This window comes from Vreelandella sulfidaeris Esulfide1 (assembly GCF_054072535.1).
Genome location: NZ_JBSVSF010000002.1, coordinates 153468 through 174084 on the forward strand (window position 1 = coordinate 153468; position 20617 = coordinate 174084).

Sequence of the window (20617 nt, forward strand, 5' to 3'; positions counted from 1 at the left end):
CGAGACAATCGATAAACCCAATCCGCTGCCGGTGGTGCCCTGGCCAGAATCGCCTAAAGCGCTCAGTGACGTTATCCAAAAGTGCCTCGGGGAGTCCGGAGGACGAGCAAACGCACATCAGCGACTTACACATTTGGTCGATTGGCCCCAATATCCACGCGGCGATTGTCGCGCTCGTCTCACACAGCCCAGAATCGCCTGATATTTACCTGCAGCGCATTCAAGCTCGATGCCCGTCGTTAGTACACATTACAGTCGAACCCCAGCTGTCTCACTGATCCAAAGAAAACTGACAACGGGATGAGTTAACCCTTTGAGCGATGTGAGCCAAAACCTGAAGGCTCAGATTGAGGAGTAGCCCGTTCGAATTATGGCGTTGCGGCAGGTCTTTTGTCGGGTCGGCGACATCAATGTGATCGGCACCTATCTGAGCAACAATCCGGTCGAGTCGTTGCACGATGGGCTGACCCACCTTCATATTCAAACGTACCGCCGACCGCCGCCACACTGTCGGAGTGGCGCTTTCCAAGCGCCGAATGCTCAGCGGAGACAGTCTTGGCGTCGCGTCTGATAGGCTCCCGGCGGTGTATCCCTATCATAAAAGTCACCTCCTCCGGATCAAGGGCTTGGCGCTGCTTGCGTAGGCGTCTGGCAAGCCGGACAAGGTACTTGTGCTCGGTGTTCATGTTGGCTCCAATCAGGGCAGTTGCGATCTATTTCTGCGTCCATACGATGATCGGGATGCAACAAGCTGCCTTCGACCCGCGCCATATAGTGGATTTCATGACGAGATTTTTCATGTCGCTAACATCACCCGGTTGCGCTCCTGATTTTTGGATACATACAGAGTCGGCGGGTTATACAATTATAGTCTTTCACGATTTAATAGGGTGGTCATTTCAGTCCTCTCACCCCGCCGAATCGGCTGGTGCCAGCAGCACAGGCTGGCCATCTTCCCTCCTGCGCAGTGTGCCCGTCAGCCGGAGATCGTGCCGAGAGGGATAGGCAACCTCATGTACCACTGGCAAATTGATCATGCCGACAGCGCGACGAATGACTTCGGTTTCCACGCTCACGAGTAGGATCGGCGTCTGCCTGCCTGTGTCGGAAAGCGCCGTGTTCGACTTCCAGAGGCGCAGGACCTCGCGACTCTTGCCGTCCTGTGCGGGCCGCACCATGGTCAATACCGAAAACTGGCCATCCTGCAGTCGAGGGATCACCGGCAGCGCCTCGGCTGAGACTGCCGGATCGAGATAGCGTGGCAGGGTCTGCAAGGTGAGGCCATCGGCGCGGACCCAGCCAGCAGTGCTCGCAGCTGCCTCGAAGGCAGTAGAGGTTCCCGTCCATTGCAGCGAGAAGGGTTCTTCCGTTTCACCCACCAAGTCGGTTCTACGCACCGGGAGGGTTTGCCAGTCTGCGGTAAGCCAGGCATCGCGGGAAATGACCTGCACAGGTGTCGGGGGCGGCGTGTACATGGCCACGGCCTGCGGCAGAGCGCGCCATGAGTGCCAGGCTCCAAATCCGAGGAAAACGAATAAGGCCAGCGCGATCGCCATACCTGGCCGGGCCTTGCGTAGGTCTACGCGACGAAAGGCCAGCGCAAAGCATAGCGTAAGCCCGGTTCCCAGCAGCATGCCGCCGACGACATCCGATGGCCAGTGGGCCGAGAGATACAGGCGCGAGGCGGCGATGATGCCCACGACCGCGGCGAAGGCCATGGGCATCACCCTGCGCCAAGGTTGTGGTAAGCCGAACCAAGCAAACCAGGTAAGCAGTCCCATCAGCGTCGCGGCCCCCGTGGCGTGGCCGCTCGGGAAGCCGAAGACCTGGGCGCCCTCGTAAAGTGCCTGCGGACGCGGTATCGCCAGTCCCGCCTTGAGGAGCGTGGCAAGTCCTGAGGCAATGGCGATGCTCAGTACAACCCCTAGGGCGAGGTGCCACTGCCTGCGCAGCAGTAGCCAGCAAGTGACCGCTGCAGACGAAGCGATGATGACATAAGCGTCACCGAAGCCGGTGAGGAAGGCGACGACTTTATCGCCCGGTTCGGTACGCAGGTGGCTAAGGGCTAGGCTAATCGACTGATCGGCGACCGCCAGCCCGCTCCGCTCGGCCACCTCTTGAGCCAGAGTCGCCAAAGCGGCGGCAACAAAGGCTAGCGGGACACCAATCAGGATGAGCGGTTGTAGGTCATGCGAGGGCGCGAGAAGTGACATTGCCAAAGTGCTGACACGACCCTCGCCACTTTTCCGCAATCGCCCGATAAGCCGCAAACGCAGAGCCTCAAGGGCTGGCACGCCCCTGGTCAGCATCAGACGAATCAACAACACAATGGCGAAGCCAGCTCCGAAGATGATGCCGACAAGCACCACCAAACGCATGCTTGCATGCCCTACCAAGCTGAGCCCGAGGCCAGCCACTGCACCGGGGAGGATGTGAGCAGGAGCCCATATGATTGCTGAAGTAATATTTGCCGCCAGAAAGCGAACAGGGGCCATGCCCGACACTCCTGCCATGACGGGTATCACTGCTCGCACGCCCGGCGTAAAACGAGCGATCAGGATACTCTTGCCGCCAGGCGTTGCTGGTATGGATGAGGTTTGGCCGCCCCCTTAGCGGCCATGCCGTAGTAATACCATCGCGCCAATGATGACCGACCCAAAAGGACAGCCCATCTCCTGCGATTGCCCCAAGGGTCGTGGCGATCAGAATTGGCCATAGCGCAAGATGCCCGAGACCAATGGCGGCACCCAAGGCAACTAGCAAGGCGGTTCCGGGAACGAGGGCACCGATAACGATGATCGATTCCGAAGCCGCGAGCATGAAAGCCGCAATGACCGCAACCCACTGGTGTTGTTCGAGATACGTCGTCAGCGATGCCATCATTTCCGTGAGCCACATGTCTTTTCCCTTGTCTTGAAGTGATCGAGTCGGAGCTTACGATGCACAGGCATACACACGCTCCCACCTCACGCTAACCTCAAGCCCACTAGGTTCACGGTTGGTGAGGGTAAGAATGGCTTGTTGGCGCTGGACTAACTCCGAGACAATCGATAAACCCAATCCACTGCCGGTGGTGCCCTGGCCAGACGCGCGCCTAAAGCGCTCAGTGACTTTATCCAAAAGTGCCTCGGGGAGTCCGGGGCCCGTGTCTCTCACCGTGAGCTGAGGCAAGCCCTCCCAAAGCGCTAACTCTACCTCTACCTGACCGCCTTCTGACGTATAGCGCAAGGCGTTATCCAATAAGTTACGAAACAGAATCCCCACCTCGATTTCGTCGGCGCGGACCTCCAGCCGGGTTAAGCCTGTTAGCCTCAAGTGCTGATCTCGCTCTTCAGCGAGTGGCCACAGCTCAGCTACCAGTTCAGCAATAATAGGATAAAGATCGATAGTGGCCGATGAGGTTGTGGCCACTTGATCCAATCGAGCCAAAATAAGCAGTTGTTCTACCACCCGCTGAAGCCGTTCCACACCTATATAAGCCTTTTGTAATGATTGCTCTCCTCCCGCCTGCGCGTTATCTAGGTGAATCCTCAGTGCTGCTAAAGGGGTGCGTAATTCATGGGCCGCATCTGCGGTGAAGCGCCGCTCGCGCTCTAACGTTTCTTTCAGCCGGGCGATAAAATCGTTTAGCGATTGACGTAATCCATTAAGCTCTTGAGGAACAGGATTATCGATTTCACTTAGGTCGCGGGCAGAGCGGCCTTGCACCTGACTAGAAAGCGCTTGGATAGGGACAATCCCCCGCCGGATAATACGGCTCATCAGCCAAAGAAGAAGAGGTAGCAAAAAAAGCATCGGCAATAAATTATTCCAGGTGATGCGCTCGACTACTTCATCATGAAACGAACCTCGCAGCCCCATGCTGATCCAGGTATCGGTGGTAATATCGAACATGCTGAAAACCCGCCAACGATGACCATCGTAGCTTTCCCAGCGAAATCCCTCCTCTAAAGGAGCGGGGAAAGGCCCTGCATCATTCCATTTGCCCCCTAACAACCTGGGTGAGCCATCTGAATTCCAAAAACCCAGCACTAATTTAAGCTCTTCCTCGTGGTAAAGCTTGGGACTTGATTCAGGGCTGTTCACGGGCACTGCGATACCGTCGCGATATAGCTGGGCCGGATATTCTGGAAGGCCCAGGTGCGAAGCCAGGCGAGCATAGTCGTCAATGGTCGCGTTTGGGTCGAGTTGGCCAGCTACAATCCGGCTATGCAGACTGAGCTGTGTATCGAGAATTTCTTCTAGCTCGTGATCGGTAATTAAGTAGGCAGCGGTAAACGCAACGCCCCCGGCGAGAACCAGGGCAATGGCGAGCGTACGGAGTAGATAACGCCGTATGGAGATCATCGCGCTTGGCTATCCAAACGGTAGCCAATCCCGCGCACGTTAATGATCAGATGCTTTTCAAGCTTTTTACGCAGATGATGAATGTGAACCTCCACCGCATTGGACTCGACCTCTTCGCCCCAACCATAAAGCAAATTTTCCAAACGGGGACGAGACAGCACTCTGTCGGGGTGCCTGGCTAGCTCTAACAATAGAGCATACTCCCGGCGGCCCAACTTTACGTCTTTGCCCCGCCAACTCACCGCATGACGCGCCTCATCAATACTCAGCGCTCCCAGTGTCAATATCTGCGAAGCGCGCCCCTCAGCGCGTCGCATGACGACACGCAAACGGGCGAGTAACTCCTGCAAATTAAAAGGCTTGAGCACATAGTCATCCGCCCCCGCATCTAAACCGCCAATACGGTCTTCCATCGCATCTCGGGCCGTCAAAATCAGAATAGGTAGAGTGGATTGCTGACGGAGTAACTGCAGTACCTGCATACCGTCCATATCGGGCAGTCCAAGATCCAAAATAATCACACTGAAGGTCTCGCTGCCGATAGCACTGATTGCCTCGCGCCCAAGCATAAACCAATCGACCGTGTACCCCTCGCGTTCCAGCGCCGTTTTAATGCCATCCCCAAGCAAGGGATCATCTTCTATTAGCAGTGCACGCATGCTGCTCCCCCAATCTACAAACCGCTATCTTCGCCACTAAAACTTAAGCTTTTCTTAAATACGGCAACGTATCCCCCACAAAGCATACGCATCTGAATTCAACCTGTAAGTCAGCCACCCTTTTTTGCAAACCTTTTACGCAGCTTAACTCTTCTTTAAGTTACTTAGGCTCAAGCTGCTTCTTTCGCCATGGGCAAAGCCAAAGCAGCGCCTTCACTGGCGGTCATTTTGAATCTGCCCTGTCGCTACCGCGGGCAGGTCATTTTCTATTAACTGAATAGAGCGCCAGAGTATGCACTTACTAACACTGATTAGAACAAACTATTATTTAAAAATAATGGCCCGTTTTGTAGAAAAAAGAATGAAGCGATTTTTACTCGGAGGTATACGGTATATCGTCAAAGCGCCTGCACCAGAAACCATTAATAACCTTGTGGGCATAGAAAAAATTCTCATTATTCGCCCCAATTTTCGTCTGGGCAACGCGCTAATCAGTACCCCTGTCATCGATGCTTTTCGTGAACGTTTTCCTTCCGCGCGCATAGATTATTTAGCGACGGATAAAACATGGCCACTGTTGCAGCAACGTCCTGTTGATCATTTTCATTTACTGTCGAGAACCGCCATTCTCCGTCCCTGGCAGTGCGTGACGCTATTACGACGCTTACGGGCACAACGCTATGATCTAGCGGTACAAGTGAGCGGAGGTTCAACGAGCGGCTTTATCGTGACCCGGTTAATAGGAGCACGGTACAGCATGGGTTCAGGTAAAGGTCACCAGCGCTGGTACAACATTGAGGCGGAAGGTAAGTCATCACATGCCTATGATGCCATCGTCAATTTGACACGCCCGCTCGGCGTTGCTTGCCATAATCGGCCACTGCTCCAGCTAACGGATCAGGAAGGCTATCAAGCCATGACGAAGATACGACAGCTATTCAGTCTGCATAGCGACCACTCATCAGATACAGACTTTATTGCGATCTTCGTAGGCGGGCATCAAAACAAACGTTGGCCGTTGGCATTTTGGCTAATGCTCATCGATGCCATGGAAGCCTGCAAAATACGTTATGTCGTTTTCCTTGGACCGGAGGAGTTTAGGCTTCTAGCCCCTATTGAGCAGCGCTTGATGTCATCACTGTATGGTAGCTTATGCCCGCCGCTTCCTATTCGTCACTTTGCCGCTGTTCTAGGGCGAGCGCGGTTACTCGTGACACCAGACTCAGGGCCTATGCACTTAGCGGCAGCACTCGATGTCGCCACCATTTCCCTAGTACGCCAGAAAAAATCACTCGCCTTCGTACCACGAGAAGCCTATGACACTATTCTGTGGCGCCCAGAGATCAGCACGGTAATAGACGCTATCAGCGCTAATCTTGACGGACAAAACGCAACCGCTCCCGTTCAACTGGCCTCGGCAACAAACCAACCAACACAGTGGGTTAGAACACCACCCAGCGCTGCCCCTTTGCATTCTAGCTACTGAATTAAAGCGCATAACTGTTCGTTAAGTTTTGCGCTTTACAGTGACCCTACTGTTACGTTATCGAGAGTACTGTCTTGCCTATTTCAACGACGTCAAAACCTAATGGCACGGGTGTCAAACGCATCTTCCGCGCTTCTATTAATGCAGTATCGGGTTTAAAAGCTTGCTGGATAAATGAGTCTGCATTTAGACAAGAGGTGATGCTATGCCTCGTCCTTTACCCTTTTATATTTTTTGTTAATGCCACTTCCGTAGAAAAAGCATTGCTGTTTTCTTCACTCACCCTTGTAGTGATAGTAGAACTCATTAACTCCGCCATCGAATGCACCATTGACCGTATTGGACTAGAACATAACGAACTTAGCGGGCGTGCTAAAGACATGGGGGCTGCCGCCGTCATGATGACCCTTTTTATGATGATGGGTGTGTGGCTATGCGTGCTGCTCTACTAAATGTTCTCAAATCCGTAGCATCCGTATGGCTTTTATTTCTAATCGTCATGTCGGTCTTCAGTATTTTAAACATAGATTTTACGATAACTGACGTTATATATCGCTTTCAAGGTAATGCCTGGACGTGGAAAGATGCCTTGATTACCCAAGATGTTCTTCACACAGGCGGTAAATGGCTAAGCTTAGCGATGGGTTTAGTCACACTCCTCCTTTTGATACTAAGCACCGTTGTAACTCGTTTTAAAGCGTATCGCATGCCGCTTTTATATCTTTTTTCCGCAACGCTTCTTTCTACGCTGCTTGTCGCAACGCTTAAACAACTTGTGAACATGGAATGCCCTTGGGATTTATGCCTGGACGTGGAAAGATGCCTTGATTACCCAAGATGTTCGTCACACTCCTCCTTTTGATACTAAGCACCTATCTTTTTTCCGCAACGCTTCTTTCTACGCTGGCCCGGGGAACGAGACTTTATTGGCTTGCTCAATACACGGCCTTCCTCCATGCCAGCATCCGCCTGCTTTCCCGCCGGGCATGCCAGCGCAGGCTATACGTGGATAGCCCTCTACTTCTTTTTTGCCGCCATACGGCCTCATTGGCGATGGGCAGGGCTTTCTCTGGGTTTAGGGCTTGGCCTTACGTTTGGGATCACTCAACAGTTCCGCGGGGCGCACTTTCTCTCCCACGACCTCTGGACCGTCATGATTTGTTGGACCGTAAGCTTTGTCCTTTCAAGATTCTTATTACACCCCAGCGTTCATTAATCTTTTCATTCAGAGATCTTTTCGATGCGTACTTTGCTATCATTGCCTTCAAATGCTGTTGGCACCGCTTGGCATTATCGCCCCACATTAAGCACGGAGCAGCTTGTCTTATGGGCCGTTGTCATATTCAGTGTTTTTTACAATGTCCCTTTTTGGCAACAAGCCTTTGCTGGCTATGAACCTCTTGCCGTCCAGACGTGGCTAACCTTTGCCACTATGTTTTTGGTGATGACCTGTCTTAACTATTTAGCCTTTATTAGCATTGCTTTTCGAACACTGGTAAAGCCATTATTAACTTTACTTTTTCTGATTGCCGCTTTCGTCAGTTACTTTACTAGCTATTACGGCACCTATTTTGATACTTCAATGTTAGACAACGTGCTTCAAACGGATACTAACGAGGCACAGGAGCTTCTTACACCCGGATTACTGATTCATTTAATGCTCTTTTTCTGTTTGCCAACCATCATGATTTGGCGCGTTAAAATCACACAGTCAACTTGGAAGAAGGCAGTGTTGCGTCGCTTAGCTTATTGCCTTGCCAGCACTGCTATATTGCTGTTAGCAATTTTCTTATCTTACCAAGAAGTGTCGTCACTCATGCGCAACAATAAAGAGCTACGCTACTTGGTGACCCCAGGTAATTATATTGTTTCGATGGCGCAGGCCCTTTCGAGCCAACACGCTTCCGCGAATACGGTGCGTTCCCCGGTGGGTGAGGACGCCAGTATCAGTTCACAAGCGGGTGACAAACCCACACTGCTCGTCATCGTGGTGGGCGAAACGGTACGGGCGGCGAATTGGGGGTTAAATGGTTATGAACGCCAAACCACACCCAAACTTGCCCAGCAGCCTGACGTTATCAATTTTTCAGATGTTTCCTCATGCGGTACAAGCACAGCGGTCTCATTACCCTGCATGTTTTCATTACCAGGGCGTGCCGATTACGCTAAATCGTATGCTCAGCAATATGAATCCTTGCTGGACGTATTAGCCCACGCCGGGTTAGAGGTCACCTGGCTTGATAACCAGTCAGGCTGTAAAGGTGTCTGCGACGGAGTGACGACAAAAGCGCTATCGCCAGAAGAGTATGCCTCTTTGTGTCAAGATGGGCGATGCTTGGATGAAGCACTGGTTCAAGCCTTGACCAAGCAAATTAGCGGTACCTCAGCTGATCAGGTTGTTGTGCTGCATCAGCTAGGCAACCACGGCCCCAGCTATTACCAACGCTACCCTGATGACTACGAACGTTTTGTTCCCGCTTGCACCACCGCTGATTTAGCCAAGTGCTCAAGAGACGACATTACCAACAGCTACGACAATGCCATTCTGTATACCGACACTGTGTTGGATCAGGTGATTGAGATGTTAAAGCGTCAGGATGACTACGCAACTGCGATGATCTATCTCTCTGATCATGGTGAATCACTGGGTGAAAAAGGCCTATATTTGCACGGTATTCCCTATGCCATTGCTCCCGATGAACAGACCCATGTGCCTATGGTTTGGTGGCTTTCCAACTCATTTTCAAAGCAGCGAGGACTCGATACGGAGTGCTTACGCCAAGTCTCTGATCAAGCCGCTTCCCACGATAACTTATTTCACAGCGTGCTGGGGTTGCTTGGCGTAGCAACGGACGTATATCAGCAGGCAGAAGATATTAGCCAAACGTGCCGGAGCCTCGCCAATTAATGAATGCTTAAGTGATCGTTAAGTATTCCATGTCAAGCTGCTCTCCACTCTGCTCAACTATCCTGGTGTATGCACATGGTTTTATCGCATCTATTGGACTCCAACCAAGGTTTTTGGAGACGGCTACTACCCAAAAAAATGGCAACAGCAGGGGGCTTGGTAGACGGTGTCAATACCTCTATACATTCTGCTAAATGGCTTTCCTTTAGAGCCAGTGTTGTTTTAATTACTTTACTATCGACTCTGCTGTGGTTAACGGGAATAGAAAGAATCGAGATCATCATCGCCATATTAAGTGTAACGTCAAGTGGTATGTCACAGTTACTTGGACGTTATTATTCTATCAGTGTATTGAAAGTAGTTGAAAATGATTTGATAGATACGCTCGACGCATTAGGAGCTGCAGGAGTTGGAACCTTAATAATTTTATATCTATTGGATTAACACACTTAATGTACGCTATTGAAAAAAAATTCACTTATTAATGCAACTAGGCTAAAAGTAAAGACTGAGGAAACATGGCTAGCCTATGCTAAGTGTCTTATACAAGACGAACTATATTTTTAACGTTTTGACTTGTTTATCTAGCCGGAAATGATAATGTTGGGAGCCTTTTAATACCCGACGAATTTACTTAAGTATAGCAGTAATTTTGGGTGACTTGGTTTAGAGCGTCGGATTTTCAGCTAGAGACACCATGTCATGACATTTGCCACCATATTGATTTTGGCCTTTTCCATGTCGGCAGATGCCTTCGCTGCTTCCATCAGCAAAGGCGCTGAGCTACAAAAACCCTCGTTTCGGCACGCCATCAGCATTGGGCTGATATTTGGTACTATCGAGACCATAACACCCTTGCTGGGCTGGTTGGCCGGGGTAGCATCGCAGCGCTTTGTGCAGGCTTGGGATCACTGGGCTGCGTTCTCAATCTTATTGGTTATTGGTTTACATATGGTGTATTCGGGCCTATGCAAAGAAGACAAAATAGCCCAAGAAAAGCAAACACTGTGGTTATTGATATTAACGGCTATTGCTACGAGTATTGATGCCATGGCCGTTGGTGCAAGCCTTGCCTTTATTGATGCCAATATCATCGCTACCAGCTTAGCTATTGGTTTAGCCACTACTGTCATGGCATCAATTGGCACCTTATTGGGTCACCAATTTGGCAAATACGTTAGCCACTGGTCTGAGCTGATCGGTGGGATCGTTTTAATTGGTATTGGCCTGGGAGTGTTAGCCGAACATACTGCTTTTTTTAATTGATCTTTCCTGATCTGTGTCATCCAGAGACAGTGTTAAAGCAATATGCGTAGCAACCCTCTGGGAAAGAGGACTGTTCACGTAGCATAAACGCAGAATCGAACTACTGATGCTTTTCCTTGCAGGTCACCGGAACCGGAGCTTCGAGCTGAAGTGTAGATCATGCTCTTTCGTCTTTGTGCCCAGGATGCGGTATTACAGTAAGTGAAGGATGTTGTCAGCCAAAATGGTCATACAAACGTTTCTTGTGCCTTTTTGTCATGTCACGACGTCCATTTCGTGTGATGACAAATCGATTACAAAGATGTGTCGATGCCTGCCCCTCGGGTGATGGTGAGGATGGCGATGCGGTTCAGACCCCTCCCAGACCTCATGTTCATGCTGGTGATGGTCGTCATGGTAGTGCAGATGGGAGTGCTCCACAGGAGCATGGTCATGCTAGAGCGCCACCGGAACCCGTGACGGCCAGAGACGGGTCGCGAGCGCCTGTTCGCCCAGGCCCGGAGCGGACATAGACCACGGTGTTAACGATTTGCATGGCCCCGGCGACCGAAACCGCTATGTTCAGGGCAAGCATCCCTCACAGCCGGGGCGTTTTCAAGTAGATTCGCATGCCGTGGGAGACCTTGCGCCAGTCACTTAGCGCTTCGTCATCCGCAGTTTGGGGCGACAGCAGGACCACCGAGACGACCAGGAAGGCCAGACTATTGAGCAGGAACAGCACATCGAAGCTCATCACCATCAGCAGCGCGGCAGACGCGAGGCGTAGGCTTCGACCAGTGACGCGATGCCCACATAGGCCACCATCTTAGCCTGCCCGGCCACCAAGTCATGGGCCAGCAGCGCTAGGGCGACCGTCGTTAAACCGTTGCCGACGAGGGCGGTGACCTGGGCCAGGAACGAGTGACGATAGATACGATGAGCCAGCACCTGGAGCACGGGGCCCTCCTCGATGTGTTGCAGTCGGTTACAGGCGGCATGCTGGGATGAACGATTCACATAACTTTCTTCTGTTGCAAGCAAGCCATACTACCCCCTAGTATCTATACTACCTCCTGTACTGTTTCCTTCTCCACAGAGACGACCACATGCACACGATCAAAGACAAAGCGAAGCTGCTAACTCGTGTTCGACGCATTCAGGGGCAGGCAGCCGCACTGGAAAGGCAACTTGATAAGGAAGGGGATTGCACTGCCGTGCTGCAACAGACTGCCGCGATTCGCGGGGCGGTCAATGGGCTGATGGCAGCCATAATAGAGGGACACCTAACTGATCACATCGTCAGGGAGCCCGAATTGGAGCAGCGGCAACAAGATTTGGACGCGGTGCTACAGGTCATCAAGTCCTACCTCAAGTAGGAGAGAAAGAAGCCTGGCACACAGAATATTCAATATGGATGAGAGCAATGATCAAGGCCGCCACCCGCTCGAAGAAAAGGATCAAAGGCCCTGGCGCGGTACGACCATCACCTACGCCTGGGGTGATTTCTACCATGAAGCGATTACAGTTATGCGCTCCGGCTTCCTTGCTGTGTTTCAGCACTGAGGAACTGGCCTTGCTTCTTGTTGGTACGAGTACTGAGTAGAGAAAGTCCCTGATGACAACAGAACTAATCTCGAACGCTAAACAATGGGCTCGCACGATCAAACGGGATGTACACGCCGTCTGGCTTGCCGCTCGCGATCCACGTACCCCATGGTTTGCAGAGGTGTTGGCAATGATTGTCGCAGCCTATGCCGTCTCACCTATCGACTTGATCCCCGACTTCATCCCCGTACTCGGCTACGTGGACGACATCATCATTGTCCCACTCGGGATATTGTTGGTGGTGAAGCTTACACCACCAGAGGTCATGAACGAGCACCGAGCAACCGCTGACGCAGCCTCTGAACGCCCGGTAAGCCGCATAGCTGCTGGCGTGTTTATCGCTATCTGGTTCTTCTTCGCCACCTTCTTGGCAAGAATGCTCCTATGAATATATCCAATACGTAATGTGGCAGGTACAACCTGCCTTATATTAGCGCGGAAAAAACCTGTCGACCCAATGGCCTGATAGAGGGTAGGGGTGGCTCGCGGGAAGTCTCGTGGGCTAATAACGAAGGAGACATAAATGTCAGACCACGATCATAGCCATAGTGGCGGCAAGACCTTGTTGTTCGCACTGGTCTTCACTACAGGTTTTGCAGCTGTCGAAGTGTTCGGTGGCCTGATAGCTGATTCGCTTGCCCTGTTGTCGGACGCAGGCCACATGCTAACCGATTCATTGTCGCTAGGGATTGGTGCCTTCGCTGCTTGGCTGGCCAAGAAGCCAGCATCGCGTCAGCACTCCTTTGGACTCAAGCGTGCTGAAATCCTCGGCGCTCTGTTTAACGTGCTGTTTATGTTCGGGGTGATCGTATTCATCGCTTACGAGGCGATCCGCCGCATGGCAGATACACCCGCCGTTGCCGGAGGCATGGTTTTGGCGATAGGCGGGCTCGGTTTGCTGGTGAATATCGTAGTGGCTTGGGTGCTGATGCGTGGAGAGCAAACTATAAACGTCCGCGGAGCGCTTCTGCACGTAATGGGAGACTTATTGGGCTCGGTAGCTGCGCTGGTTGCTGGGGCGGTCATTTATCTGGACGGGCCGCCCATTGCGGATCCGATCCTGTCTCTTTTCGTCAGCCTATTGATACTGGTGTCCGCCATTCGGCTACTGCGTGAGGTGACGCATGTCTTGATGGAAGGCGTGCCAAAAGGAATTGATGCGCATGAAGTCGGCTGCGCTCTAGTCCGGGTCGACGGTGTCTGCGCTATCCATGACATGCATATTTGGAGCCTGTCATCAAACAGCCAGGCTCTAGTGGCACATATCGATGTGGAAGCGATGGAGCGATGGGAAGAGATACTGCCGCAGCTGCAAACGATATTGCGGGAGCGCTTCGATATTGCGCACAGCACCCTACAACCCGAAGATGCCGCTATCCGCCATGTTTGTGATGCCGATCCTTATTGTGGGGCTGGTAAGGTGAATTAGGAGACAACCGGCAGAAGGTCCCGCCGAGGCTGCACGTAGCAGCATCAATAACTATAGCGCCACTTGATACCCATTATCTCTATCTGGGAATGTACGCCCCCCTTGGGGAGTCCTGCTCCTGAGCCGCTCAGGAGCGTCCGTATCAACACTTTTGGCAACGCCAAGTGCTTTCCAACGTGCGGCTTGCATTGTTTCAGAGAAACGGTCACAAGGGCGCGCTCTATATAAACTCAACATAGAGATTGTCGCAGCAATTATTGTTTAGTCGCAGCAATTGTTGAAAATGACACCAGCGCCTTGCTAATGACGTTGTTGGGCAGGGGGGGATATTGCACAGTCAGCCCCTAGAAACAGCCCTGCCTGGCGGCTGAGGCTGAGGGGGAACGTTGCACAGCAGCAATTAAAGATGTGAGAAATGCTTTGTTCAGCGTGAAGAGAAAGACCCCTCAAAAGAGAGGGGTCTAGGAAAAGCTCATCAGAACATTTCGAGCTTTGGAATGTTATCAGCGGCGGTATCGATCCCTTCAAGAAGCTCGATGCCGCGAGCCAGTGCATTCTGAGCCAGCTCAAAAGCACTAGCGTTAAGACGGGCATTATTATCGTCCCTATTGACCTCAACCCCACTTCTTGCGAATTCAACATCGCTCAAAAGCACGGGTTGGCTACCTATCTTTACTTCGACCTTGGCGGACAGCATACCGAAGAACCACTTATGCTCAGCAAAAGCTTCCTTATCGGAATCTGAGTACCTATCGAAGAAGTCCGGGGTCACCACTGGATCATTGTCGAGCATCAGTGTGACGGTTAAGTGGCCATTCGTACCTGTAACGGTGTCACCACAGATTGCAAAGCCGTCAAATTTATTAAGTTCCATGATCGTTCCTCTCTCTCATTCCTGCTGAATTGCAGGTCTCAAGAAGAGATAGGGACTCCACTGACACAACTGGTGAGGCTCTGTGCAGCGCAATGAAAAAGGCCCCTCGATCTTGAGGGGCCTTCAGGATGAAATAAAATCTCGTTAAGCCTCAATGAAACTACAGGTTCTCTCGAAACCCTAAGGCTTTAAGTTTCTTAATAAACTTTTCTGGAGTTATCTCTTTGCCATCCAGTTCAGCCAGTAAATTCAGCACATCTTGCATAGAGTACAGGGCTTTCCAATCATCCTGATAAACATGCAATAAAGGGGAGTGATTACCCCACTGAATGCAGAACTCCCCGGCTGTCCCACCATCGATATGGTACAACCCGATATAAATCTGCTCAGTGGCCCCTGCTGGGAGGCTCATCCCATCCATACTGCTGTTGAGCATGTAACCCTTGAAGCAGCCCTCGAACTCTTTCATACGGTCTCCTTAGTCATTCCTGCCCGTTGCAGGACTCATCATTGGTAGGGCGCAGAGTGACCCTTGGAGGCCTTGAGTGCTAGATGGCCGCAACCAGTCGATAGGCTACAGTATAAAACATGGACGTTTCACGCAGCCGCCCGGTCGAGCATTGACCGAACGTGCGGATTCGCATCCCTACCATCACCTTCGACTCCCTGGGCAGGTCGATTGAGTGAGGCGCCAGCCCATAGAGCCACAGCAGCAGACCGGCTCACCCCGGCAGTGCAGTGAATGACCAGCTTCACCGGCCTGCGATCGCTGGACCACTGGCGAATCCACCCAGAAATTCTCTGTGCATCCTCGAGCGTCATGGGTTCTTCGCAGCCGAAGCCTTCACCGGGAACGACATCATCAAACTGCATTAAGAGAACATCATCCCCCCCCTTTGCCAAGCGAGTTGAACGCTCGTCAAGCCCTCGAATGGACAGGACTACAGTATCGGCGCTTGCTTGCCGGCGCTCGATGTCACGTCGACTTGTATATTCGATGCTAGTGATCATTGGTTATCTCATTCCGGTTGGTTAGGGCATGGAGGGCTTGCTCGCGAACTCGTCCTGCGAGGTGAATCCTCATCGCATACTCGACGGCCGCGGAGCGAGATCGCTTTCGTGAAGCCAGGCGATTGATGTGCTGCTGGGTATCGATCACCAGGGCTTGTGCGGCAGCGACATATCGCAACAGGGTTTCGCGTTGGGGGTACTTAGGATGGGAGCAATCCCATGACAGGCGAATACAAGCCTCGCCAATGACGGACGACCGAGAAAAAGGATTATCCAGATAGTGTGTCACCAGCGTCTCGCCGGCCTGATCCACCTGCTCAACACGTTGCTGCATGCGATCCCCCCTATTGTCCCCAGGCTCATGAATGGCTGGTTATAGGGAGTTAGGGATGGCAATGACACAGAATGAGAAAGCCCCAACTAGCGAACTAGAAGGGGCTTGAAGGTAAAAACCTTGAATCTGATCAGCTGAAAGCTGCAGATTTGCTGTGCAAGACAGCTTTACCTGGAGCGAAATGCCACAGGGATTCCTCAAGGAGGTTATTATCAGGACTGCTGACGTAAGCGCCCTTGCGTGATAGCCGAAAAGCCCGCGGGCCTTGTCGAAACAACCTGACAATCAACCTTAGAGGTCATCGTGATTAGCAATTTCCGTTTCCCATACCGTTCAATGAACGGCCTCGCCAATAAGATAGGGACATGGGTGACATCTGGGAAGTTAATATCGGAAAAAATAATCCCCAACCGACAATCTCGCTCAGTTGAGGGAAGGCTGGATAGGCAGGATTTGGCGGCCATGATCTTATTTCGAGCTGCCGTTAGTAGAATCAATTTCACAGGCGGTGAGCGCCCGAAGGTATCGCTTCAATGTCTCGCGATCGGTAATCGCAGTGCCCACCATGGCGCGGCCCCAGCGGCGCCCGCCTGAGTAAAATGTCTATTTCAGCACTTCTCCTTTATCTATCTTGTCTAGGCAGCATTACTGATAAGCTAGGTAGCTTGGGGGTTGGTTGAAATCGATTGTGACATCCCTGTCCGGTAGCTCCTCGCACTGACCGACAAGCTGGCGACCGCTTTCTCCCGGTAAGTCGATGCGAACGTCAATGTGTCCTATCTGTCTTCTGCATCGCATCTGCTCTCGAACGACCGAGAAGGGGGCCACCCATTGGCCATGAGGGTTTCGTCGAAGTTTCATCCAATAATATTCGATAGGCTTCATCCTGACGCCTTTCGGTACTGAGTTAACCCCGAAGCACAATAATCTATTCAATAGAAAATTCACGTTGTCGAGACGACGACGATTCAGCCCGTTGTTGATGATCCCTTCCCCGATGAGTTGTGATAACGCGATTAAGGCTCTAAGCGTAGCTTCATCTAGCGGTGGAAGAGGCATACCGTCTCTACCATAGCCCGATAAGGTGAGGGGGGTTTCCACAAACTGAGCTTGTCGATGAATCAGGCTATGGCGATACTCTATTGTAGACACGTAACAAGTCAGCATTCCTTCCCAGGTGCAGGTTTCCTCGGTTAGGATCACGCCATTCAGCGTACCGCTCATTGCGAGACGAGCCTTTTCCTTAATTGGCCAGAGCTTAGCTTCCCGCTGAGGTTTTATACCTTGTTCCGCCAGCGCAAGCTCGATCGTAAGATCAAGCACCTTCCAGGCTGCTCCAAACGCCAATGGCAAGAAAGCTGCACGTAGGCTGTCCTCTCGATTGGCTTGAATGTGGCTCGCCCCGTTCTGTATAACGTTTTTTCCTCCATCAATTAGGGGACGTATATCGATGTAGCTTCCAGATGTCTGGGCTGTCAGAGGTAAATACCGGTCAAGAGCAAAACGTTCAAAGGCAGTCTCTGCCTCGTACTCATTAATGTTAGTGATCATTGGTAGGGCCTATTACAAGCTACTGTTTAAACTTAAATCAGCTGGATGTGGCACCTAACTCACTTAGATTGGCAACAGTTTGGCGATTCAGACAGTCAGTCTTGCCCAGCTACCCTCCATTTCAACAGGGACTTCGATCCAAGTGAGGCGCAAACGACCGGCTACTTTCGCCAAGGCCTCGTATTCTGCAACTCCCAGGCAGCGTAACATCGTACCTTTCCCTGGATAATAAGGTGTTTCAGGATACTCTCTGAAAATTAGCTTCGGGTTGTATTCAGTTCCAGTACGGTCGTGTTTCCCACTGAAAGGGAATCCCTATTGACTGAGGTGTGATGCCGGCTTTTGAGAGCGTCGCAACTGGCAATGTTCTCATAACTGTCTTGAAGCGATCCTGCCAAGTTGTTGATGGATCGATCGCTTTCAAAAGTGCTTGGAGCGCGACGGTCCGGGAAAAGAAAAATCCTTGATCAGGGTTGCCTGGAAACTCGGAGTGGATAGCATTCGCGCTTTGAGGGCTGTCAGCGCCGACATTATTATTCCAGACCCTGCTATGGTGGGCACAATTATTACGCAGCATGGTTGTGCTTTTGAGCCACGACACAATGACCTTTTCATCGTAGCCAAACTGTGTAGCCACTCGCCTCCGATGTTCGCGATCAAGACTGGCAAGCAACCGCGACATTTGGCCAATGCTTAACTCCTCCAAGATTGTCCAGATCGGCGGATAAGGCGGCGTATGGTAAGTGTGGTAATAGTGCTTAATGGGGTTGGTAAGTCTCAATCCAAGACGTTCTTCATGAAATTGCGGTGCGCTTCCATGTCCTTGAAATGTTTGGTTTTGAGATAGAAGTGGGGGCCGCAGTCTTTGTCATTGGCCATAGCGTTAACTATGGCGGATCTGAACGCGACTTCTACTTGTTCAATAGCGTCAAGGAGCACTAGCCGAAGACTACGATCGAACTCGTAAAGCGCAAGAATATCGTCAAACCTTACACCCGGATAAAAACGTTTTTGATCATCCTGCAGCGGCCGCGTATAAATGAGCAGCTGGTAATACCCGACAAACTGAAGGACATTAAGTGCTTGTGATTGCTGACCTTTGGTGATGAGGCCCTTGGCGCGAAGATGACGAAGGTGGGCGTAAGAGGATTTTGCGGGTTTTGTGAAGTTTAGTTGTGGTTGCAGTTGTGGCCCCATACATTCTTTTACCACTAAAAAAACTAACCCCCTGGTGCGCAGTCAGGACGAATCCTGTGAGGCGTGGGGGTTATTCTTATCTTAAATAGTAGGCTTCTACTGTTCTCGTGTCAATCTAGACTGTTTCCTATCTTGAATGGGTACCCGTCCCAGGGGGAACCTTGGCTGATACAAGTCCACTTGCAGTAGTAGACTTCTACTGTGCCCATGCCAATCTAAGCTGTTTCTTATCCGTAATGGGTGCTCGGCCCAGGATGAACCTTGGCCAGGACTAGCCTACTTGCAGTTGTACGTTTTGTCTGAGGAGTAAAAGGCAGCTATAGGGGGAATGTTGCACCGGAATCCAACGTATAGCCTGTATAAAATTCATCGAATTTCACATGTTTGGTTGGAAGTACTTTACCTATACACCAAGATGAATATAGAAAAGCGACTGGACATTATCTTAGTAAACTTTATAAGCATCCACAGGGGGAAGCATGATTCTCGACGCTATCGATGGCTGGGACGATTACCCACGACGCATTTTTGACCGTGAAGCAACTATACGAGGTATTGCCGAATGGATTGATGCCGAAAGCAGTGTCATGCCTTACGCGGTCTTGCATTGTGATGGCGTTAGTTTTCGCGTGGCTGTGCGCGATTATGAAGAGCAAGATTTAATCTTGGCGGCCGATGAGTACGGGCATCGTTCAGCAGCAGGGGCTTTGGGCGCTTTCGGCGAGCTGATTGACACGGCAAAACGTCGAATGGAAGGAAAAGAGTCCTGGCCAGAAGGCCCGGCGCTAGATGAAATTAGGCTCTACCAGAAAGAGCGTGAAGTCGAAAAGCTCAACACTATGGTAATCCCCCCATTTTCAGAGGGTTTCAAAAGTAGAGTTCAGACCACAGCGGCCAGTTTCTGTTGAGGGGTGATCCCTCCAAGCCCCATATTAGGGCGCTCGTGATTGTAGTGCCAGAGCCAACGAGTGGCGTAATCCTGAACCTCTTCGGTACTTTCAAACAGGTATTGGGCTAACCAGTCATAGCGCACCGTTCGATTGTAGCGTTCTATATAAGCATTCTGCTGGGGTTTTCCTGGCTGGATAAACATCAGCTGAATACCTTGACCTTCCGCCCATGCCGATAACTTACCACTGATATATTCTGGCCCGTTGTCACAACGAATAGAGTGCGGCTTACCACGCCATTCAATGATCTGGTCTAGCGCCCGGATAACTCGTTCAGTAGGCAACGAGATGTCTACTTCGATACCAAGACCTTCTCGGTTAAAGTCGTCGATCACATTCAGTAGACGGTAGCGACGACCGTCGCTCAGTTGGTCATGCATAAAATCCATAGACCAGCTGTCATTAATCGTTTCAGGCACCGCTAAAGGTTCAGGCTTCTCGCGGATTAACCGTTTCTTCGGTTTGATCCGAAGATTCAGCTCCAACTCTCGGTAAATCCGGTAGACCCGCTTATGGTTCCAACGAAAGCCTTTCACATTACGTAGGTGCAGGAAGCACAAGCCAAAGCCCCAGTTTCTCTGGTTATGCGTCAGCGTGATCAACCAGTCGGCGATTTGATCGTTCTCGCCGCGGAGCTTCGCTTGGTATCGATAGCAATTTTCACTGATGCTAAACATCCAGCAGGCTAGGCGGATGCTGACGTGCTTTTCCATGACGGCTTTCTGCGCCATCTCACGGCGACGAGACGGCTTCACCACTTTTTTTCGATGGCTTCCTTGAGGATATCCGCTTTCAATCGTTCCTCGGCATACATCTTCTTGAGCCGTCGGTTTTCATCCTCTAGCTCTTTTAGCCGTGCCATCATGGACGCATCCATACCACCGAATTTAGCTCGCCACTTATAGAAGGTCGCGCTGCTCATACCGTGCTCACGACATAGCTCCGGAACCGGGGCACCGCCTTCGGCTTGCTTGAGGATTGACAGTATTTGGCTGTCAGAAAAACGTGATTTTTTCATGCA

At 51.4% G+C, this 20617-nt stretch carries 24 protein-coding genes; 11 read left to right on the forward strand and 13 right to left on the reverse strand.

Annotation, left to right across the window (positions count from 1 at the left end; genetic code table 11):
- Positions 1-908: 908 nt before the first annotated feature.
- The 3 genes from ACW44H_RS20525 to ACW44H_RS20535 form a co-directional block, all read right to left on the reverse strand.
- A complete protein-coding gene (locus tag ACW44H_RS20525) occupies positions 909-2495 on the reverse strand; it encodes a phosphatase PAP2 family protein (RefSeq protein ID WP_035561808.1) in 1587 nt (528 codons plus the stop codon).
- A gap of 439 nt (positions 2496-2934) precedes the next feature.
- On the reverse strand, positions 2935-4347 hold the full coding sequence (locus ACW44H_RS20530) for an ATP-binding protein (RefSeq protein ID WP_113270638.1): 1413 nt from the start codon (positions 4345-4347) through the stop codon (positions 2935-2937).
- Positions 4344-5006: a response regulator gene (locus ACW44H_RS20535; protein ID WP_113270639.1), complete on the reverse strand. Its 663-nt coding sequence runs from the start codon at positions 5004-5006 to the stop codon at positions 4344-4346. Before ACW44H_RS20535 ends, ACW44H_RS20530 begins: the two co-directional genes overlap by 4 nt.
- A 361-nt stretch (positions 5007-5367) precedes the next feature.
- On the opposite strand from ACW44H_RS20535, the gene ACW44H_RS20540 reads away from it, so the two are divergent.
- The 6 genes from ACW44H_RS20540 (at position 5368) to ACW44H_RS20565 (ending at position 10666) form a co-directional block, all read left to right on the forward strand.
- Entirely contained in the window at positions 5368-6492 is a 1125-nt protein-coding gene (locus ACW44H_RS20540) for a glycosyltransferase family 9 protein (RefSeq protein ID WP_235272582.1), read from the forward strand.
- Between the two features lie 74 nt (positions 6493-6566).
- Positions 6567-6944 carry a diacylglycerol kinase gene (locus tag ACW44H_RS20545; protein WP_217908915.1) on the forward strand — a complete coding sequence of 126 codons (378 nt, stop codon included), beginning with the start codon at positions 6567-6569 and terminating at the stop codon, positions 6942-6944.
- Positions 6945-7447: 503 nt separating this feature from the next.
- A complete protein-coding gene (locus ACW44H_RS20550) occupies positions 7448-7708 on the forward strand; it encodes a hypothetical protein (RefSeq protein ID WP_457509116.1) in 261 nt (86 codons plus the stop codon).
- 24 nt (positions 7709-7732) lie between these two features.
- Entirely contained in the window at positions 7733-9400 is a 1668-nt protein-coding gene (locus tag ACW44H_RS20555; RefSeq protein WP_035561795.1) for a phosphoethanolamine transferase, read from the forward strand.
- Between the two features lie 75 nt (positions 9401-9475).
- Positions 9476-9844 (forward strand): hypothetical protein, encoded by a 369-nt coding sequence (locus ACW44H_RS20560; RefSeq protein WP_144408646.1) that lies wholly within the window; start codon positions 9476-9478, stop codon positions 9842-9844.
- Positions 9845-10102: 258 nt separating this feature from the next.
- A complete protein-coding gene (locus ACW44H_RS20565) occupies positions 10103-10666 on the forward strand; it encodes a manganese efflux pump MntP (protein WP_035561792.1) in 564 nt (187 codons plus the stop codon).
- Positions 10667-11243: 577 nt separating this feature from the next.
- On the opposite strand, the gene ACW44H_RS20570 is transcribed toward ACW44H_RS20565, so the two are convergent.
- Together ACW44H_RS20570 and ACW44H_RS20575 are read right to left on the reverse strand one after the other, a co-directional pair.
- Positions 11244-11405, reverse strand: coding sequence for a hypothetical protein (locus tag ACW44H_RS20570; protein ID WP_243470538.1), 162 nt, complete (start codon positions 11403-11405; stop codon positions 11244-11246).
- Entirely contained in the window at positions 11405-11662 is a 258-nt protein-coding gene (locus tag ACW44H_RS20575) for a hypothetical protein (protein ID WP_235272584.1), read from the reverse strand. Before ACW44H_RS20575 ends, ACW44H_RS20570 begins: the two co-directional genes overlap by 1 nt.
- Positions 11663-11751: 89 nt before the next feature.
- Between ACW44H_RS20575 and ACW44H_RS20580 the strand changes: the two genes are divergently transcribed.
- The 4 genes from ACW44H_RS20580 (at position 11752) to ACW44H_RS20595 (ending at position 13679) form a co-directional block, all read left to right on the forward strand.
- Complete coding sequence (locus tag ACW44H_RS20580) at positions 11752-12021, forward strand: metal/formaldehyde-sensitive transcriptional repressor (RefSeq protein ID WP_035561786.1); 270 nt, start codon at positions 11752-11754, stop codon at positions 12019-12021.
- Between the two features lie 34 nt (positions 12022-12055).
- Positions 12056-12208 carry a hypothetical protein gene (locus tag ACW44H_RS20585; protein ID WP_157738124.1) on the forward strand — a complete coding sequence of 51 codons (153 nt, stop codon included), beginning with the start codon at positions 12056-12058 and terminating at the stop codon, positions 12206-12208.
- A gap of 52 nt (positions 12209-12260) precedes the next feature.
- A complete protein-coding gene (locus ACW44H_RS20590; protein WP_035561783.1) occupies positions 12261-12638 on the forward strand; it encodes a YkvA family protein in 378 nt (125 codons plus the stop codon).
- Positions 12639-12773: 135 nt separating this feature from the next.
- Positions 12774-13679 (forward strand): cation diffusion facilitator family transporter, encoded by a 906-nt coding sequence (locus ACW44H_RS20595; RefSeq protein WP_045812307.1) that lies wholly within the window; start codon positions 12774-12776, stop codon positions 13677-13679.
- 475 nt (positions 13680-14154) lie between these two features.
- On the opposite strand, the gene ACW44H_RS20600 is transcribed toward ACW44H_RS20595, so the two are convergent.
- The 7 genes from ACW44H_RS20600 to ACW44H_RS20630 all read right to left on the reverse strand — a co-directional run bounded on the left by ACW44H_RS20600 (position 14155) and on the right by ACW44H_RS20630 (position 18646).
- Complete coding sequence (locus ACW44H_RS20600; RefSeq protein WP_035561780.1) at positions 14155-14553, reverse strand: hypothetical protein; 399 nt, start codon at positions 14551-14553, stop codon at positions 14155-14157.
- A gap of 160 nt (positions 14554-14713) precedes the next feature.
- On the reverse strand, positions 14714-15022 hold the full coding sequence (locus ACW44H_RS20605; protein WP_035561777.1) for a hypothetical protein: 309 nt from the start codon (positions 15020-15022) through the stop codon (positions 14714-14716).
- A 128-nt stretch (positions 15023-15150) separates the two neighbouring features.
- Positions 15151-15456 carry a hypothetical protein gene (locus ACW44H_RS20610; protein WP_146779553.1) on the reverse strand — a complete coding sequence of 102 codons (306 nt, stop codon included), beginning with the start codon at positions 15454-15456 and terminating at the stop codon, positions 15151-15153.
- 97 nt (positions 15457-15553) lie between these two features.
- On the reverse strand, positions 15554-15898 hold the full coding sequence (locus ACW44H_RS20615; protein WP_035561771.1) for a hypothetical protein: 345 nt from the start codon (positions 15896-15898) through the stop codon (positions 15554-15556).
- A gap of 645 nt (positions 15899-16543) precedes the next feature.
- Positions 16544-17449 (reverse strand): hypothetical protein, encoded by a 906-nt coding sequence (locus tag ACW44H_RS20620; RefSeq protein ID WP_035561768.1) that lies wholly within the window; start codon positions 17447-17449, stop codon positions 16544-16546.
- Positions 17450-17723: 274 nt separating this feature from the next.
- Complete coding sequence (locus ACW44H_RS20625) at positions 17724-18230, reverse strand: Abi family protein (RefSeq protein ID WP_206604591.1); 507 nt, start codon at positions 18228-18230, stop codon at positions 17724-17726.
- A complete protein-coding gene (locus tag ACW44H_RS20630) occupies positions 18227-18646 on the reverse strand; it encodes an Abi family protein (RefSeq protein ID WP_052703835.1) in 420 nt (139 codons plus the stop codon). The genes ACW44H_RS20625 and ACW44H_RS20630 overlap by 4 nt, the downstream gene beginning before the upstream one ends.
- Before the next feature lie 479 nt (positions 18647-19125).
- Between ACW44H_RS20630 and ACW44H_RS20635 the strand changes: the two genes are divergently transcribed.
- Complete coding sequence (locus ACW44H_RS20635) at positions 19126-19554, forward strand: hypothetical protein (protein WP_457509112.1); 429 nt, start codon at positions 19126-19128, stop codon at positions 19552-19554.
- On the opposite strand, the gene ACW44H_RS20640 is transcribed toward ACW44H_RS20635, so the two are convergent.
- A protein-coding gene (locus tag ACW44H_RS20640) for an IS3 family transposase (protein WP_253504891.1) occupies positions 19527-20614 on the reverse strand; the annotation gives its coding sequence in 2 pieces (ribosomal slippage) (positions 19527-20353 and positions 20353-20614; 1089 coding nt in all). The two genes, ACW44H_RS20635 and ACW44H_RS20640, sit on opposite strands and share 28 nt — an antisense overlap.
- Positions 20615-20617 lie beyond the last annotated feature (3 nt).

Bases quoted from the DNA above. Each gene is read 5' to 3' on its own strand.
- ACW44H_RS20525 (WP_035561808.1), bottom strand. From the start codon at position 2,495: ATGGCCCCTGTTCGCTTTCTGGCGGCAAATATTACTTCAGCAATCATA.
- ACW44H_RS20560 (WP_144408646.1), top strand. From the start codon at position 9,476: ATGGTTTTATCGCATCTATTGGACTCCAACCAAGGTTTTTGGAGACGG.
- ACW44H_RS20580 (WP_035561786.1), top strand. From the start codon at position 11,752: ATGCACACGATCAAAGACAAAGCGAAGCTGCTAACTCGTGTTCGACGC.
- ACW44H_RS20590 (WP_035561783.1), top strand. From the start codon at position 12,261: ATGACAACAGAACTAATCTCGAACGCTAAACAATGGGCTCGCACGATC.
- ACW44H_RS20620 (WP_035561768.1), bottom strand. From the start codon at position 17,449: ATGATCACTAACATTAATGAGTACGAGGCAGAGACTGCCTTTGAACGT.
- ACW44H_RS20535 (WP_113270639.1), bottom strand. From the start codon at position 5,006: ATGCGTGCACTGCTAATAGAAGATGATCCCTTGCTTGGGGATGGCATT.
- ACW44H_RS20600 (WP_035561780.1), bottom strand. From the start codon at position 14,553: ATGGAACTTAATAAATTTGACGGCTTTGCAATCTGTGGTGACACCGTT.
- ACW44H_RS20595 (WP_045812307.1), top strand. From the start codon at position 12,774: ATGTCAGACCACGATCATAGCCATAGTGGCGGCAAGACCTTGTTGTTC.
- ACW44H_RS20570 (WP_243470538.1), bottom strand. From the start codon at position 11,405: ATGGTGATGAGCTTCGATGTGCTGTTCCTGCTCAATAGTCTGGCCTTC.
- ACW44H_RS20615 (WP_035561771.1), bottom strand. From the start codon at position 15,898: ATGCAGCAACGTGTTGAGCAGGTGGATCAGGCCGGCGAGACGCTGGTG.
- ACW44H_RS20635 (WP_457509112.1), top strand. From the start codon at position 19,126: ATGATTCTCGACGCTATCGATGGCTGGGACGATTACCCACGACGCATT.
- ACW44H_RS20605 (WP_035561777.1), bottom strand. From the start codon at position 15,022: ATGAAAGAGTTCGAGGGCTGCTTCAAGGGTTACATGCTCAACAGCAGT.
- ACW44H_RS20630 (WP_052703835.1), bottom strand. From the start codon at position 18,646: ATGGGGCCACAACTGCAACCACAACTAAACTTCACAAAACCCGCAAAA.
- ACW44H_RS20530 (WP_113270638.1), bottom strand. From the start codon at position 4,347: ATGATCTCCATACGGCGTTATCTACTCCGTACGCTCGCCATTGCCCTG.
- ACW44H_RS20540 (WP_235272582.1), top strand. From the start codon at position 5,368: ATGAAGCGATTTTTACTCGGAGGTATACGGTATATCGTCAAAGCGCCT.
- ACW44H_RS20555 (WP_035561795.1), top strand. From the start codon at position 7,733: ATGCGTACTTTGCTATCATTGCCTTCAAATGCTGTTGGCACCGCTTGG.
- ACW44H_RS20550 (WP_457509116.1), top strand. From the start codon at position 7,448: ATGCCAGCATCCGCCTGCTTTCCCGCCGGGCATGCCAGCGCAGGCTAT.
- ACW44H_RS20565 (WP_035561792.1), top strand. From the start codon at position 10,103: ATGACATTTGCCACCATATTGATTTTGGCCTTTTCCATGTCGGCAGAT.
- ACW44H_RS20585 (WP_157738124.1), top strand. From the start codon at position 12,056: ATGGATGAGAGCAATGATCAAGGCCGCCACCCGCTCGAAGAAAAGGAT.